This is a genomic window from Nitrosomonas eutropha (assembly GCF_003201195.1).
In the GTDB taxonomy this organism is placed as follows: Bacteria; Pseudomonadota; Gammaproteobacteria; order Burkholderiales; family Nitrosomonadaceae; genus Nitrosomonas; species Nitrosomonas eutropha.
This window is the reverse complement of sequence record NZ_QICQ01000018.1, coordinates 1-15,349: the sequence shown is the minus strand read 5'-3', so window position 1 is coordinate 15,349 and position 15,349 is coordinate 1. Positions and strand designations below refer to the sequence as shown.

Annotated in this window: 10 protein-coding genes and 1 pseudogene; 3 read left to right on the top strand and 8 right to left on the bottom strand. The window is 48.0% G+C overall.

Translation table 11 applies throughout. The annotated features are described in order from the left end of the window. Positions 1–19: 19 nt before the first annotated feature. Together dnaK and dnaJ are read left to right on the top strand one after the other, a co-directional pair. Positions 20–1,963 (top strand): molecular chaperone DnaK, encoded by a 1,944-nt coding sequence (gene dnaK, locus C8R14_RS07735; RefSeq protein ID WP_011633532.1) that lies wholly within the window; start codon positions 20–22, stop codon positions 1,961–1,963. A gap of 190 nt (positions 1,964–2,153) precedes the next feature. Beyond that, on the top strand, positions 2,154–3,263 hold the full coding sequence (dnaJ, locus tag C8R14_RS07730; RefSeq protein WP_011633533.1) for a molecular chaperone DnaJ: 1,110 nt from the start codon (positions 2,154–2,156) through the stop codon (positions 3,261–3,263). A gap of 97 nt (positions 3,264–3,360) precedes the next feature. On the opposite strand, the gene C8R14_RS07725 is transcribed toward dnaJ, so the two are convergent. From C8R14_RS07725 to msrA, 7 genes are all read right to left on the bottom strand, one after another. Further along, positions 3,361–6,705 (bottom strand): mechanosensitive ion channel domain-containing protein, encoded by a 3,345-nt coding sequence (locus C8R14_RS07725; RefSeq protein ID WP_011633534.1) that lies wholly within the window; start codon positions 6,703–6,705, stop codon positions 3,361–3,363. Positions 6,706–6,960: 255 nt separating this feature from the next. After that, on the bottom strand, positions 6,961–7,110 hold the full coding sequence (locus C8R14_RS13525; protein ID WP_166484987.1) for a hypothetical protein: 150 nt from the start codon (positions 7,108–7,110) through the stop codon (positions 6,961–6,963). Positions 7,111–7,168: 58 nt separating this feature from the next. Then, entirely contained in the window at positions 7,169–7,735 is a 567-nt protein-coding gene (locus C8R14_RS07720) for a TetR/AcrR family transcriptional regulator (RefSeq protein WP_011633535.1), read from the bottom strand. A 57-nt stretch (positions 7,736–7,792) separates the two neighbouring features. After that, positions 7,793–8,986 (bottom strand): flavin-containing monooxygenase, encoded by a 1,194-nt coding sequence (locus C8R14_RS07715; RefSeq protein WP_011633536.1) that lies wholly within the window; start codon positions 8,984–8,986, stop codon positions 7,793–7,795. 61 nt (positions 8,987–9,047) lie between these two features. Further along, positions 9,048–9,590 carry an OsmC family protein gene (locus tag C8R14_RS07710; RefSeq protein ID WP_011633537.1) on the bottom strand — a complete coding sequence of 181 codons (543 nt, stop codon included), beginning with the start codon at positions 9,588–9,590 and terminating at the stop codon, positions 9,048–9,050. Between the two features lie 745 nt (positions 9,591–10,335). Beyond that, positions 10,336–12,957: an aminopeptidase N gene (gene pepN / locus C8R14_RS07705; RefSeq protein ID WP_011633538.1), complete on the bottom strand. Its 2,622-nt coding sequence runs from the start codon at positions 12,955–12,957 to the stop codon at positions 10,336–10,338. Between the two features lie 72 nt (positions 12,958–13,029). Further along, positions 13,030–14,289 carry a peptide-methionine (S)-S-oxide reductase MsrA gene (msrA, locus tag C8R14_RS07700; protein WP_011633539.1) on the bottom strand — a complete coding sequence of 420 codons (1,260 nt, stop codon included), beginning with the start codon at positions 14,287–14,289 and terminating at the stop codon, positions 13,030–13,032. Between the two features lie 334 nt (positions 14,290–14,623). On the opposite strand from msrA, the gene C8R14_RS07695 reads away from it, so the two are divergent. After that, a complete protein-coding gene (locus tag C8R14_RS07695) occupies positions 14,624–15,166 on the top strand; it encodes a response regulator (RefSeq protein ID WP_011633540.1) in 543 nt (180 codons plus the stop codon). Here C8R14_RS07695 and C8R14_RS14070 read toward each other — a convergent pair. Then, positions 15,161–15,349: pseudogene (locus C8R14_RS14070) on the bottom strand (IS481 family transposase); the annotation flags it as partial. The gene C8R14_RS07695 and the pseudogene C8R14_RS14070 sit on opposite strands and share 6 nt — an antisense overlap.

The following is a 15,349-nucleotide window of genomic DNA, read 5'->3' as shown; positions in this document are numbered from 1 at the left end:
AACTTTTAAAGGACATACTATGGCAAAAATAATTGGCATTGATCTTGGAACGACCAACTCATGCGTTGCCGTCATGGAAAACAACAAACCTAAGGTCATCGAGAATGCTGAAGGTACAAGAACGACTCCGTCGATTGTGGCTTATGCAGAAGACAATGAAGTTCTGGTGGGCGCATCGGCCAAACGTCAGGCGGTTACTAATCCGGAAAATACTCTGTTTGCCATCAAGCGACTGATTGGCCGCAAGTTCGATGAAGAAGTAGTGCAAAAGGATATCAGTGTTACACCATACAAGATTGTGCGCGCTGATAACAACGATGCGTGGATAGAAGTGCGCGGCAGGAAAATTGCTCCACCAGAGGTTTCTGCACAAGTGTTGATGAAGATGAAAAAAACAGCCGAGGATTATCTGGGTGAATCGGTTACGGAGGCGGTTATCACTGTTCCGGCATATTTCAATGATTCTCAGCGGCAGGCCACCAAGGATGCAGGGCGTATTGCGGGACTGGAAGTCAAGCGAATCATTAATGAGCCAACTGCAGCAGCGCTTGCATTCGGGATGGACAAGAAGGAAGGTGATCGCAAAATTGCGGTATATGATCTGGGAGGGGGTACGTTTGATATTTCAATCATTGAAATCGCAGAAATAGAAGGTGAACATCAGTTTGAAGTACTGGCGACCAATGGCGATACTTTTTTGGGAGGAGAGGACTTTGACTCCAGTGTGATCAGTTATCTGGTAGAAGAGTTCAGGAAAGAGAGTGGAATTGATCTGAAAAAAGACATGCTGGCACTGCAGCGGCTCAAGGATGCGGCAGAAAAAGCTAAGATCGAGTTGTCTTCCAGTCAGCAGACGGAAGTAAATCTGCCATACATTACAGCAGATGCTTCGGGTCCCAAACATCTGGCAGTCAAGATTACACGAGCCAAACTGGAAAGTCTGGTTGAAGAGCTGATCGAACGCACCGCAGGTCCTTGCCGGACTGCGCTTAAAGATGCGGGGTTGTCTGTGTCTGACATTGATGACGTGATTCTGGTTGGCGGTCAGACTCGCATGCCGAAAGTTCAGGATAAGGTTAAGGAAATTTTTGGAAAAGAGCCGCGTAAGGACGTCAATCCTGACGAGGCGGTTGCAATTGGCGCCGCGATTCAAGGCGGAGTATTGCAGGGAGACGTCAAGGATGTGCTGCTGTTGGATGTTACGCCGCTATCATTAGGAATCGAGACACTGGGTGGTGTCATGACCAAGCTGATCCAGAAAAACACCACTATTCCGACCAAGGCCCAGCAAATATTTTCAACAGCGGAGGATAGCCAGACAGCGGTTACCATCCATGTGCTTCAGGGTGAACGGGAAATGGCATCTGGCAATAAAAGTCTGGGTCAGTTTAACCTGACTGATATTCCGCCGGCACAGCGCGGAATGCCGCAGATTGAGGTGACTTTTGATATTGATGCCAATGGAATCTTGCATGTCTCGGCCAAAGATAAGGCAACTGGCAAAGAGAACAAGATCAAGATCCAGGCAAGCTCCGGGTTATCCGAGGATGAAATCCAGAAAATGGTAAAAGACGCCGAGACACATGCGGAAGAGGACAAGAAGGCGTTGGAGCTGGTTAACAGCCGTAATCAGTGTGACGCCATGATTCATTCAGTTAAAAAATCATTGACTGAATATGGCGACAAGCTGGAGGCGGATGAAAAATCCAAAATTGAGGCAGCCTTGAAAGATGCCGAGGAAGCGCTCAAGTCTGGGGACAAAGAGGCAATTGATGCGAAAACACAGGTATTGACCGAAGCCTCACACAAGCTGGCCGAAAAAATGTATGCCCAGGAACAGGCACAAGCCGGTCAGCAGGCAGGTCCGGGTGCCGGATCAGCCTCTGCTGGTCAATCCGGAGAAAAGCCGGTTGAAGGCGAGGTTGTTGATGCTGAGTTCGAGGAAGTCAAGGATAAAAAATGATTTTCCGCAGGGCTGATGCAAAGTTCACATAGCAGTAACTCGTACTGAAAATATACGCAGAGAAAAGAGGAAATGACTATTTTCTCTGACCTCTGCGTTTTATATCCCTTATTACAATGGACCTTTTATCAAATTGCTGGAGTAATCGGCACAACGATGTCTGGATGATTTCTACCAGCAGGAATTTTTTATGAGTCAACGTGATTATTATGAAGTACTCGGTGTCGGCCGGGATGCGGATGAGAGCGAGCTGAAGAAGGTATATCGGAAGCTGGCAATGAAATACCATCCTGACCGGAATGCGGGTGATGCGAAGGCGGAAGAACGATTCAAGGAAATCAAGGAAGCCTATGAGGTGCTGTCTGATTCCAACAAACGTGCTGCTTACGATCAGTTTGGTCATGCCGGCCTGAATGGCGGAGTGGGCGGAGCGGGAGCGCAGGGATTCAGTGACGCTTTCAGTGATATTTTCAGTGATCTGTTTGGCATGCGCGGAGGTGGACGCTCTAGTGTCCATCGTGGCGCTGATCTGCGCTATAACCTGGAGATTACACTGGAACAGGCGGCGCGTGGTACAGAAACCAAAATACGTATTCCCAGGCAGGAAGCCTGTGATACCTGCCATGGCAGCGGTGCAAAACCGGGGACATCTCCCAAAACCTGCCCAACTTGTAACGGACATGGCCAGGTTCGTATGCAACAGGGTTTTTTTTCGATTCAGCAAACCTGCTCACATTGTCATGGCAGCGGCAAGATTGTTTCCGATCCTTGCACGGATTGCCAGGGAGCAGGGCGAGTCAAGCGTCATAAAACCCTGTCTGTCAGAATTCCGGCTGGTGTAGATGAGGGCGACAGTATACGCTTGACTGGGGAAGGAGAGGCTGGTGCAAGCGGCGGGTTGGCAGGTGATCTGTATGTGGTCATTCATCTGGCCAGCCACCCTGTTTTTCAGAGAGAGGGAAACCACTTGCATTGCGAGATACCAATCAGTTTTACCGTGGCGGCATTGGGGGGGGAAATCGAAGTGCCCACGCTTGATGGTCATGCTCGCATCAAGGTACCAACTGGAACCCAGACCGGTAAGATTTTCCGTTTGCGCAGCAAGGGAATTACCGGTGTACGTAATCAGTCAACAGGCGATCTGCTGTGCCATGTTGCAGTGGAAACACCAGTTAATCTGACTCCGCGCCAGAAGGAATTGCTCGAAGAATTCGAGTCTATCAGCCAGAAAGATGGCTCATTGCATCATCCACGTGCAAAATCCTGGATGGAGAAAGCACGCGAGTTCTTCACTGAGTGAAGCCAACTTAACGATAATCAGCGGTGGATATTTCCGTAAACCTTAATCTGCCGCTGATTACCAAGTTACCTGAAGGGCGTCTCTGAAAATCCAGTAGCTATTCTGTCTTTTTCGCTTGATCGATGGCTGCCTTTTCTGTGCTTTCTGGTTGCAAATGTACATCCATCTGCGGGAATGCAATTTCGATTCCTTCTTCTGAGAAATGTTGGTTGATTAACACATGCAGCTCATGCATCAATTTCATTCTGTCTGACAATTGTCCGGCAAATACCCACAATTCAAAGTTCAGAGAACTAGCACCAAATCCCAAGAGTAATGCGGCCGGTTCTGGATCGCGTAATACCAACGGATGATCATGTGCAATTTTCAGTAACAGTGCACGCGCCTTATCACAATCCGAGCGGTAGGCAATCCCTACCGGAATTATTATGCGCGTAGTCGGATCACTCAACGTCCAGTTAGTGAACTGTTGCGTGATGAATATCTTGTTGGGCACGATGACTTCTTTGCGATCACCGTCGATCAAGGTTGTTGCACGAATGTGAATCTTGCTGACAGTACCGCTGATATTGTTTAATGTAATCACATCTCCGATTCTGATGGGGCGTTCAAACAACAGAATCAGACCGGAAACAAAATTGGCAAATACTTCCTGCAGGCCGAAGCCCAATCCGACGCTCAGTGCAGCGACCAGCCACTGAATGTTTGACCACTGCATCCCCAGTTTCTGAAGAGTTACCATCAACCCAATGATCACGATTGTGTATCGGAGCAAGGTGGTCATGGCATATCCCGTACCACGGTCGAGCGATAAATGTCGCAACACCAACAGTTCAAGTGTGCCGGGCAGGTTATGCGCAGCAATCATGACAAGGCTCAGAATAACGATTGCAGCCAGTAATGTTTTTAATGTAATGGGTTGTAGAATAACTTCACTATCGATTTCCACCGATGTACGCCAGATCGTGATCTTCTCCAAAAAACTGAGTGCGGGCAGTACATCGATCCAGATAAAGCCAAGTCCGGTAATCAGCAATGCCCAAATGCTGATTTTCAGCACAGTGGCGGACTGCTTGCTGATCGTTTTGACATCAATGTAGTTGTCATCGAGTATATCCGCTTCACTTTTGCCTGATGCTGAACGTTGGGCCTGTATCTCCTCCCGTTTCTCGATTGCACGTTCGAATGCGATTCTGCGCTGGATGATTAACAGGCTGCGAAAACTTACAAAAAAGGTCAACGCGCAGAATATGATCCAGCTGATCGACTGGAATATGAGCAGGTATTGATAAATGGCAGCAAAATAGTAACCAATGGCTGCCATGATGATCATGCCGATTTGTAACACGAACAGGAGCGTCATCCAGAATCTGGGGTTGAGCATCAGATAGAATGATTCACCCTGATAAAGCGCCTTGCCGGAACGTGTGACGGCTATCCATCCCGAAGCGAACACTGCGAGTACCAGACACAGCAGGATGAAAGTCAGCCGGCCAAAGCCATTGCGGACGAGATCATCGTCTAGCGCGTCGGTGAAGGCGATGATGATGCACAATAACGCTATGACAGGTGCAAAGCGTCTGGTATCCCGGTGTATTTTATCGGCTAATTTTTCGGAACATCTGAATTGACCGATCAGTAGGCCTTCCGGGTGAAACAGCAACAATATGAACGTCCAGATAAAAGCGGCAATTGCTGCTACATGCAGGCTTACCGAGAATGCATGGCCGATTTCTGTATTGGTACCATGATGCAGAATCACCGATGACAACTGGAAAGGGAGGTAAACCAACCCTGATATCAGCAGTGTAGCCAATAGCATCCCTACGGGATATAACAGCCTGTCTTGATTGACCTTTCCCCGCAAACTGTTTCCGATACGCGCCCAGGAAAGGTAAACAGGCCAGTATGTGTACCGGAAGATGGTAATTATCAGCGCAAATATCGCATAAACGATCAGGATATTTTTCCATGTTGCATTGATTACTTTCTCGGTTGCTGCCTGTGTTTTACTTGAGGTTAACCAAGTGATGGCATCCTGAATATCCTGTACGACATCTAGAGAAATGGGTTCTGCGCTGCGTGTCACCAGCAGGTTCTCTTTCAGTAACAGCTTGTGCTGACCAATTTTCTCGATAAGCTGTTGTTGAATGGTAAGAAGGAGTTGCAGTTCCTTGATATAACCGTGCAGTACCTGGGAAAACTGGTCGATTATCTGCTCGCGGGATTGTTTCAGTTCATGAAACGCATCAGTGAGCTGCTGGTAAGCAGGGGTGTTGTCTGCCGGTATTTCTTCCCCGTTCATAATCTGCTTGAAATAGCCATGCTCGTTCAGCATTTGCAATTTTTCCTGCTCGAGCTGGAATAGCTCCAACCTGGCACTGTTCAAGTCTTTTTCGGTTTGTGTGATAGCCGGCTCGACCATGATTTCCTTGAATTGCTTTCTGACTTCCGTTCCCAGAGCAGTATCCTCCACCTTGAGTTCGAGCCGTTGTTGTAGTGCCGCATAACTTCGTGTGATGAGAGTAAGACGCTTTTCACTACCAGTTTTCTGGTTGATCAACCGGGTTGAAAGTTCGGCGTAGCTGCTGAGCTTTTTGGCCAGTGACTGATTATCCAAGGCATATTTCTCTAGTCCCGGATACTGCCACGTTTTTTCGACCAGCAATTGCTGGGATTTTTCGACCACTTGTTCAGTTTCAGCACGCTTTTTCCGATTGATTTCTTCAGCGAGTAACTCGGTTTTCTGCTCTAACGCCTGAATTTTGGGCTGCAGGGAGAGTTTTTCCTGAAGCGTGGTGATTTCTATGGCATTGGGCAATACCAGCGCTTCCAATTCCAGCATGCGCGTTTTGTCAGTCAGCGCCTGTAATTGTGCTTCACGATAGTTTTCCAGCGCAGTAAGTATCTTTTTGTCTGTTGTTTTGTGGGTTTCAGAAGAATCTTCTGTCAGTTCTGCCCGTAAAGTGTTGATGGATGCCAGCTCTTCCCGTATGGTGACTGCACGTTGTCGCAGTTTGGAGATCTCAGCCATCAGCTTCTGTTGCTGGTTTTGCAGATCGGATAAGTCAGCCTGTGCTGCAATATGGCGTTGCTCTAGTTCTTCCGGCGGCAATTTGGCCAGCTTGTCCGGCGTGGTGATAGCGATTCCTGGCGGTACCTGGCTCTTTTTTAGATTCTCCAGCTGTTTTGGATACTGTTCCAGTTGCCGGGAATAATTGGCAGTCTTTTTCAGATATTCCTGATGATCAAGCAATACCTGTTGATGGTTATTATAAATTTCGTGCAACCGCTTCTTTTGTGGCGTTTCCTCACCATTGCCCGATACGCTGAGTTTTGCTTGAATCGCCTGGAGTTCTTCATCCAGCTCGCTGGCATGGACGTATCCAATACCTGTCATGATCAGTAATAAGAAAACCGTAATGTGAAGCAATCTGTTCATGTATTAATCGTAATGAAGGAAATCTGTCGAACCGATTTTTATCGGCCGCTGAGGTCTGTGCTGGTTCTTTATCAGCCAGGATGAATGACTTATGCTACCAGTTTTTTTCTGGCGTGGAATTCCGGATATCTCATAACGACAGTTATCAGTCCGGGAAAATATCAAGCTGGCCCAGAGAGTCGCAGGATAATTTTCCAGGCTCCTGAATACGCGCTTCCTGCGAAATGATGCCTGATAGATAGCTTTCAGCAGGAATTAATTGATAAGCCTTCCGGGTAGGTTTCCGCCGCTTCCCCGCGTATTGATATGAAGCTGCATGCCGATCAGTACAACACTTGTCACCACGACAGGAGCAATGAAGAGGCGTTTAATGTTGATAGATAAGTTTTCCCAGATTGTGATCATTCTTTCCCTCCTTATCCTCGGATTTACGTGGTTGCTAAGAAATCAAAAAAACATGAATTTATTTGGAGCTGCGTAAAATATCGGCAGCGGCCAGCTTGCCGACATGTGCAATCTCGCCATTACCGGTAACCATGGCCGCTACAATTGTCCCGTCGATCAACAAATTCAGCTTTTCCGTGACCATTTCAGGATCACGTGCACCGCTTTCTACCACTATTGCTACGAGTCTGGCAGTAATTTTTTCTCTGTGATCGTTGGCGATTTCCTGTATCCAGTTGTTACATTTTTCATGCTCGGCGACGGCGTTGATAAATACACAGCCGTAAAAAATTTCACTATCGAACCAGTCCTGCATTAAATCGAACAAGGCCAGAACGCGCTCATCTGGTGGACAGGTCATTTGCGGGAGATCGCAGTCGAACCAGTGGAACCATATACTGGCCTCCGCCTCAAATACGGCCTTGAGCAGATTCTCCTTCGATCCATAGTGGGTATAGAGGCTACGCCGGGATACACCGGATTCTTCGATAATCCTGGCAATCCCCGTTGCGTGAATACCCACCTGGCAGAACAGACGTCGTGCTGTCTGCAGGATTCTTTCCTCGACAGAGATTTTTTTGGGCATTGTTTTTAGATTAACCAGTGCTTTATCAGGTAGCAGGGAAAGGCGGAAAAATTCCTGTTAATTTTCCTGCCTTGTACCGAGTTGTTGACTGAGTTTTCGGGCAATTTTGTCGGCCTCCAGCCGGATTTCATTTAACTGGCCGCTGAGTGGATTGACCTGCCCGATAAAATACAGGCGTGGTGCATCCGGAAACTCCTGATCACCTGCAATTTTGGCTCGGCCTTTTTCATCAGTAATGCCAGGTATTTGAATGAGCTCAGGGAAGCCGGTGCGGAATCCGGTCCCTGCAACGATGATATCCGGCTGCAGAGTCGTAGTACCCGGATTGGTATTTTGTGCTGCTGGAATGGCGCTTAGAACTTCTACTGTTCCACCCGATATTTTCTGAATCGGCCCGACAATTTTGATACGACCGGCACGGATATCGTCCACGAAAGGCCGATAAAGAATTGGTACGACATTATTGATGGCGTACTGCTTTAACGTTGACATGGTGGGAGAGGGAAGCCCGTATGCGGACAGATCACCAATCATGGTGCGCCGCAAGAAACTCAGCACGCTATCCGCCAGTGAATTCGGCAGTTGCCTTAACACTATTCCAAGCCCGACAAAAGGAATACCCAAAATACTCTTGGGCAGAAGTTGTGGCGGTGTTCTGACGGACATAATGACTGAACTGGCGTATTCGGCCAGCCGACTGGCAATTTCGGCGGATGAATTGCCGCTACCAACCACCAGCACATGCTTGTCTGCATATTCCTGTGCATTTTTGAATTGCGAGGAATGAATGATTTTTCCGGCAAAAGTATTCTTGCCTTCCCATTCAGGAATAACCGGAATGCGATTGGTACCTGTTGCAATAACTACGGCGCGGGATTCAAATTGCTGGTTATCGATACTGGTAATCTGCCAGATATCGCGTTCATGGCCGTAGCGGATTTTTTCAATCTCGATGCTGGTCTGTACCGTAAAACCACCACGTTCAGGCATGTTCTCAAGCAGTGCTACCACTTCATCACGTGAAGGCCAGCCACCGGCTGACAGGGGAAATTTGTTACCCGGCAATGCAGAACAGAAACGGCCCGTATTCAGGCGTAGCCCGTCGTAATGATTCCGCCAGACATCGCCGACAGCAGGCGTGCGTTCCAGCACCAGCGGGGTGAAGCCTGCTTTGGTCAGTTCATGTGCGGCTGACAGACCGGCCGGACCGGCGCCTACTATGGCTACATCATGGATATCACTGGTATTCATCTGTTCTCTCCTTTCGGTTTCAATCAGAACTGCCTCGTAGATACATGATTCGTGGCATGCTTTACTTCGGCTGGTGATGAATTTCGATATTGACCGGTACCGGGCGCATGATGGTATCGGGTATCGGCGCAGTTTGTTTCAGCTTCTCTAGTAGTGCGAGTACTTTTTCTTGTGGTGTATCGGTTTGAATTTCCACGACTACGTTGATGTCCTCAAATCCCGGGTTGCCTGCCTCAACTGCATAAGCCACGCCGAAATTGACGCGCCCCGAAACATGTAATCGCAATGATTCCACGTTGATACGGGCAGCAGATAATCCACCGATATAAGAGGCAGCCAGGCAGTGACCGACAGCAGTCAGCAACATATCCTGCGGAGAGATGCCCGTGCCTTTGCCACCGTAACGCGGAGGTTCATCGCCGATAATCGTCTGGCCATCGGTAACATTTGCAGTGGTATGGTAGCCGCTATCCCAGACAACCGTTGCCTGGTATTTGGGTTTGGCCATATCACCGCTGCGATCTTCACTGATTTGTTTTTGTATGACAAAAGATTGTTCAATATTGATTCCATTGACAATATTTTTAGTATCCGGGGCACTCATTGTTAACCTCCTGATATGAGCTATTGCTATAAGTAGACCATTCGTTCTCTTTCTGGCCAATAATATACCGGGAAGAATGAAATGGCAAGGTTGGGGTGATCTACTTACTCTGTCATTGTGAAAATCCATGGGATTGAAGCAATCCAGTAATGAGCAAGTTGCGAACCCTAACAGGGGAAGCTTATGAAGAAAGAGAGATCAAGCAATGTCTGCTACCAAAGTCAGGCAATCTTTGAACGGCATAGATGTTACGCGGCTGGTAGCATTACTGGCACCATTAAAAAATCCAGAACCGACCTCCTGCTGATTTCGTGCAACCAGTATAGTACCCGGCTCGGCGGAGGCGTTCACGGACAGCGATTTAAGGTTTCTGGGGAGCCGGGCGAGAAGATACTCCCTGTACCCAGCTTTTCTATTGGGATGGTGGTGAACCATCGGCATTATTGGGTACCAATCACGGGCCTAAAGCGGTAGAAGCAGTGTTACACAGTTGGACCTCGGATCTGGGCTACGCGCGTTACTTATAATGCTGCAGCGCGTGGTATATTGATTCAAAACTTTAAGTTTGATCTGGAGGGAGAGCTTGATAGACAGACATTTCTCGGTTTTTCTGATGAAATCAGGCCTGGTTATAGCTAAATTCAGGTGACTCATCGGATAAGAACCTGTTCCAAGTTGTTTTACGGATGTTCCAACTCTGATGAGAGAGACGTTGACATGTACTGAAGACACGCAAAAATACCCTTTAGTTCATCAGGCTCTTGCTCACCACCTCGTAAACATCCTTGCTTAATTCACATTGCGACAATGATTCCAGTGCTTTTCGCATTAATATGGCGTGCTCGTCAATAAACTGATGCCAATGTGTTAATGGTGTCAACAAGCGAGCAGCCATTTGCGGGTTGCGTTGATCAATGTCGGCGATCTGGTCAGCCAGGAATTGGTAGGCTTTACCGGAGCGATCATGAAAACTGGCAAAGTTTTGATTGGTAAAAGCAGCGATCACGGCACGCAATTTATTCGGGTTGCGGGCATCAAACGCTGCGTGGTTTAAGAGCTTGTGTACTGCCTGCAATACATTACCCCAAGGCCGTGTGACCTGTACCTGGAACCACATATTGACGACCAGTGTTTCGTGCTGCCATTGCTGGTAAAAAGCCTGCAGCGCTTCCTGTGCGGTTGATCCTGCATGTTCAGTATGCACCAGTGCTCGCAAGGCAGCAAATTGATCGGTCATGTTGTTTGCCTGGGCAAATTGCAGCTGCGCTAGATTGCGGTAGCGCGCATCATTAATATGCAGCAAATAAGCCAGTGCACGGTTACGTAAACTGCGTGCTGCCATCGCTGGTGCGGATAATCCTTGTATCTTGTCCTGCAAAGTCTGATAACAACCCAGCAGTTCTGGCTGTAACTGTATGGCAAGCTGTTGCTGTAATTGCGTTCTGGCCTGGCTGATCGCTGTCGGGTTGGCTTTATCGTACAGGCTGGCCAGATACTGTTCGCTGGGTAAGTCCAGCATGCAGGCCAATAAAGCCACATCCATGGATGCATGGTCAGCCAGCAATTGTTTGAGTGTATCCACCAGCATAATTTGTTCTGCATGGTTATCCTTGCCGTCGATAGCGTTGCACAACACTATGCGCATCAGGCTTTGCATGGCATCCCAGCGACAAAAGCCATCGCTATCCAGCAGAATCAATTGCTGCAATTGTGCTAACTGATAAGCATAGAAAATCTTCACTGGTGCTGAAAAGCCACGTAATAAAGATGGTACCGGATTCTCAGCCACCTGCTCAAAGATGATGGTTTGCTGATCCTGACAAATATCCAGTACAGTTTCTGTGCCTTTGTTCTGTCCATCAATCACCAAAGCAAGCACACCCTTGCTACCATAAAGCGCGATTTTGAGGGGAATGTGCAGCGCTTGCTTTTCTGTTTGTCCGGGTGTTGCGGGCGTATGCTGGCGGACGGTCAGGCTGTATTGCTGGCGAGCAGCATCGTAGCTGTCGCTGATATGCAGTTGCGGGGTGCCAGCTTGTGAATACCACAGACAAAACTGGCGCAAATCCTTGCCGGATACTGCTTCCATACACTGGACAAAATCATCGCAGGTGACTGCCTGGCCATCGAAGCGGCTGAAATACAAATCAGTAGCACGACGATACTGTTCTGGCCCCAGAATATTGGCCAGCATGCGCACTACTTCAGCACCTTTTTCATAAATTGTTACGGTATAGAAATTGGATATTTCTATATAGGAATCCGGCCGTACCGGGTGTGCCATCGGGCCGGCATCTTCAACAAACTGCACGCTGCGTATCACGTTGGCATCTTCGATGCGCTTGACTGCACGGCTGTTCGTGTCCGCTGAAAATTCAGAATCACGATAAACGGTTAAGCCTTCTTTCAGGCTTAACTGAAACCAGTCGCGGCAAGTGATCCGGTTGCCGGACCAGTTATGAAAATATTCGTGACCAATTACTCTTTCCACACGCTGGAACGCCGCATCGGTGGTGCTGGCCGGGTGAGCCAATACGCAGGAAGTGTTGAATATATTCAGCCCCTTATTTTCCATTGCCCCCATATTAAAATCATCTACGGCGACAATCATAAAACGATCCAGATCATATTCCCGGCCATAGGTTTGCTCATCCCAGCACATGGCTTTTTTTAATGACCGCATGGCAAAGTGGCATTTATCGCTGTCTTTTGCTTCAGTATAGATTTGCAGCAAAACCTGACGGCCTGACTGGGTAGAAAAGTGATCTTCCAGGCAGACTAAATTACCTGCAACCAGCGCAAACAGATAGCTGGGTTTCTTGAAAGGATCGTGCCAGTGTACGATGCGCTTGCCAGCGTACACTGTATCAGACAGGCAGTTGCCGTTGGAAAGCATAGTCGAAAAAGCACCTTCCTCAGCAATGATGACTGTTTCAAATTCGCTCATAACATCCGGGCGATCCAGATAGTAGGTAATCTTGCGGAAACCCTCGGCTTCGCATTGTGTGCAATACATGCCGCTAGAGCGATACAGCCCTTCCAATGCGGTGTTTTTCTCGGGATAGATACGTGTTTTGCACTGCAGGATAAAGTGCTCAGGCACGTTGTGAACGGTCATGTTTTGCGGGGTGATCTGATAATCCCCGGCACCAAGTGGGTGTTCATCAACTGCCAGAGAAAGTAATTCCAGTTGCTCGCCGTGTAGAACCAGGTGATCGGCGTGAGTGCTGTGCGGGTTGCGGACAATGGTCAGCTGACTATTGACATCGGTATAGCCTTCATGCAATTTGAAGGTCAGATGGGTTTTTTCAATTAGAAATTCAGGTGCGCGGTAATCAGCAAGGTAGGTAACAGTGGTGGTAGACATGATCAGCCATGAGAAAAATAGTTCTAAACAGGTATTAACCCACTTCAGCCTTCTGATTTCAAGTTACGCAGATTAATCCGGCACAAACTTCAGGACATTGCCGTTGATGCAGTAGCGTTTATGACTGGGGGGAGGGCCGTCATTGAATACATGGCCGAGATGAATGCCAGAGCTGGCACTGCGCACTTCAATCCGCTGCATATAGCCGGAGTTGTCTTTGTGATAGGTGACAGATCCTTCAGCCGGTTCAAAGAAACTGGGCCAGCCGGTTCCGCTGTTAAATTTGGTCTGGCTACGAAACAGCGTGACACCAGTGATCGGGTCAACAAACCTGCCCGGACGTTTCTCGTCCAGATTGGAGCCGGTGAAAGCGCGCTCGGTCCCCTGCTCGAAAGCAATTTTCTGTTGTTCCGGTGTCAATAATTGAAACCCGAGCCATTGCCAGAATTTTTCCTTTTCTCCGTTGTAACCAGTATAACGCGCCACCTCCTTGCCTTTGCTGAACAACACCATTGTGGGAGACGCAAATAAGGGTTTGTCCAGTACCCAATCGGTAGGCGGGTTGGCATTCATTGTCACGATCATGGGAACGTCTGCCTGCCAGTGGTCGAGGATATCCTGTTTGAATTGTACGCAAAATTCGCAGTTTTCTGATTCAAACACCACCAGTTGCCGATCAAAGTTTAAATCCTTGCTGTCAAGCGGCTGTACGGAAGGGGCGGCTGAAGTTGTGGTTGTATCTTTTGTATGATCTGCAGCAGGGTATTTCACACCTATGCCGCCCAAGCCACAGTAGCCATCCGGATTTTTCTTCAAATAATTTTGATGGTATTCTTCCGCGGTGATGTAGTTTTTGAGAGGCAGGATTTCAGTCGTAATCTGGCCATATCCAGCTGCTGTCAGCGCTTGCTGGTAGGTATCACGTGTGGCCAGCGCGAGGGTTTTTTGATCCTCATCGTGATAGTAGATAGCGCTACGATAATTACTGCCGATGTCATTCCCTTGGCGATCACCCTGAGTGGGATTATGACTTTCCCAGAATTTTGCCAGCACGCTTTCCAATGATACTTGTTCAGGAGCAAACGTCACTTTAACTACTTCGGCATGATTGCGTCCGGCAGCTCTGCCGATACGCAACGCGCGTTCAAAATTCAGAATATCCTCATAACCTACACCGGCGTGGTCACCACCTGCATAGCCGCTTTCCACATCAACCACCCCGGGCAGCTCTCCCATGCGCTTCTCGGCACCCCAGAAACAACCCATGCCCAGAACAATATAATTTGATTTTGAATCAGTAGTTTGATTTGAGTTTACAGAGCTGGGTGTCACGATTTTCTCCATTGCAAAGACAGTTATAACCATTGTTATTATCAAGATAATTAATGCAGCAATAATTGTTTTCATTTTTAGTGTGCTTTAACAAATATATTTTTCAGACATCCTGGAGTATCGCAAGTTCTCGTTTTATCAGGTTGTCATGATAAGTTCATACTTGCCGAAGCGTTATTCCTGTTGCCGTGAAGCGACAGAAATATTTGATATGCCTGTGATTCCAGAGCCATTTCTTATATTATCGAGCCGGTCAATTTTGATAGTTCTATGGATGTGGCATAACAAGTGACGATTTGCCAGGGTAATTTGCTCAATTGAGTAATCAACAATAATGCGTGTTCTTTATATCTCATGCAGTCAAAGTGATGTTGATAGCGTACAACGTGCATTAGTGCAGGAGGCAGCCGGGATTAAGTTGGCTACGGTGACGAATGTACAGGATGCGCTGGCGCTCTTGCCCGCTGGTCCGGAACGAACTGCTGATTTCGATGTACTGCTGGTCGATTATTGTTTGCCGGGGATGGATGGTCTTGAATTTATCAGGTTGTTGCGCAAAGAGCGCAAACTGGACATTCCTGTTGTGCTGATGACCGGCCAGGACACCGATGCGGCAACTGCACTGGCACAGTGTCCGGAGGTGGAAGGTTATCTGATCAAGCATAAAAACTATCTCTCCGGGATTCTTGCAACATTAGAGAAGGCGCAGTGGCTGGCCGAGTTGACGCGTGAGCGAGTCAATACAAAACGGGCAAATTTGCGCCTCTCCCATTTGCTGGCAGCTAGCCCGGTGATTCTGTACAACCTGCATTTTACAGAGGATTTGCCGCGACTTGTCTGGGTTAGTGAGAACGTTGAACAGGTACTTGGTGTTTAGTCCCACGGTGTGCTGGAATGGATCAAAGATAAAACGATCTGGCTCATTTTTCCAGATTTTGCAGATGTATTCATAGGGTGTTAGGCCTTTGAGAGCTTTTAGTCTTTTGGCGAAGTTATAAGCCATCACAAAGCGATGGAGATGGGCCTTCAACTGATCGTGTGAGTCGTAATAATACCGTTT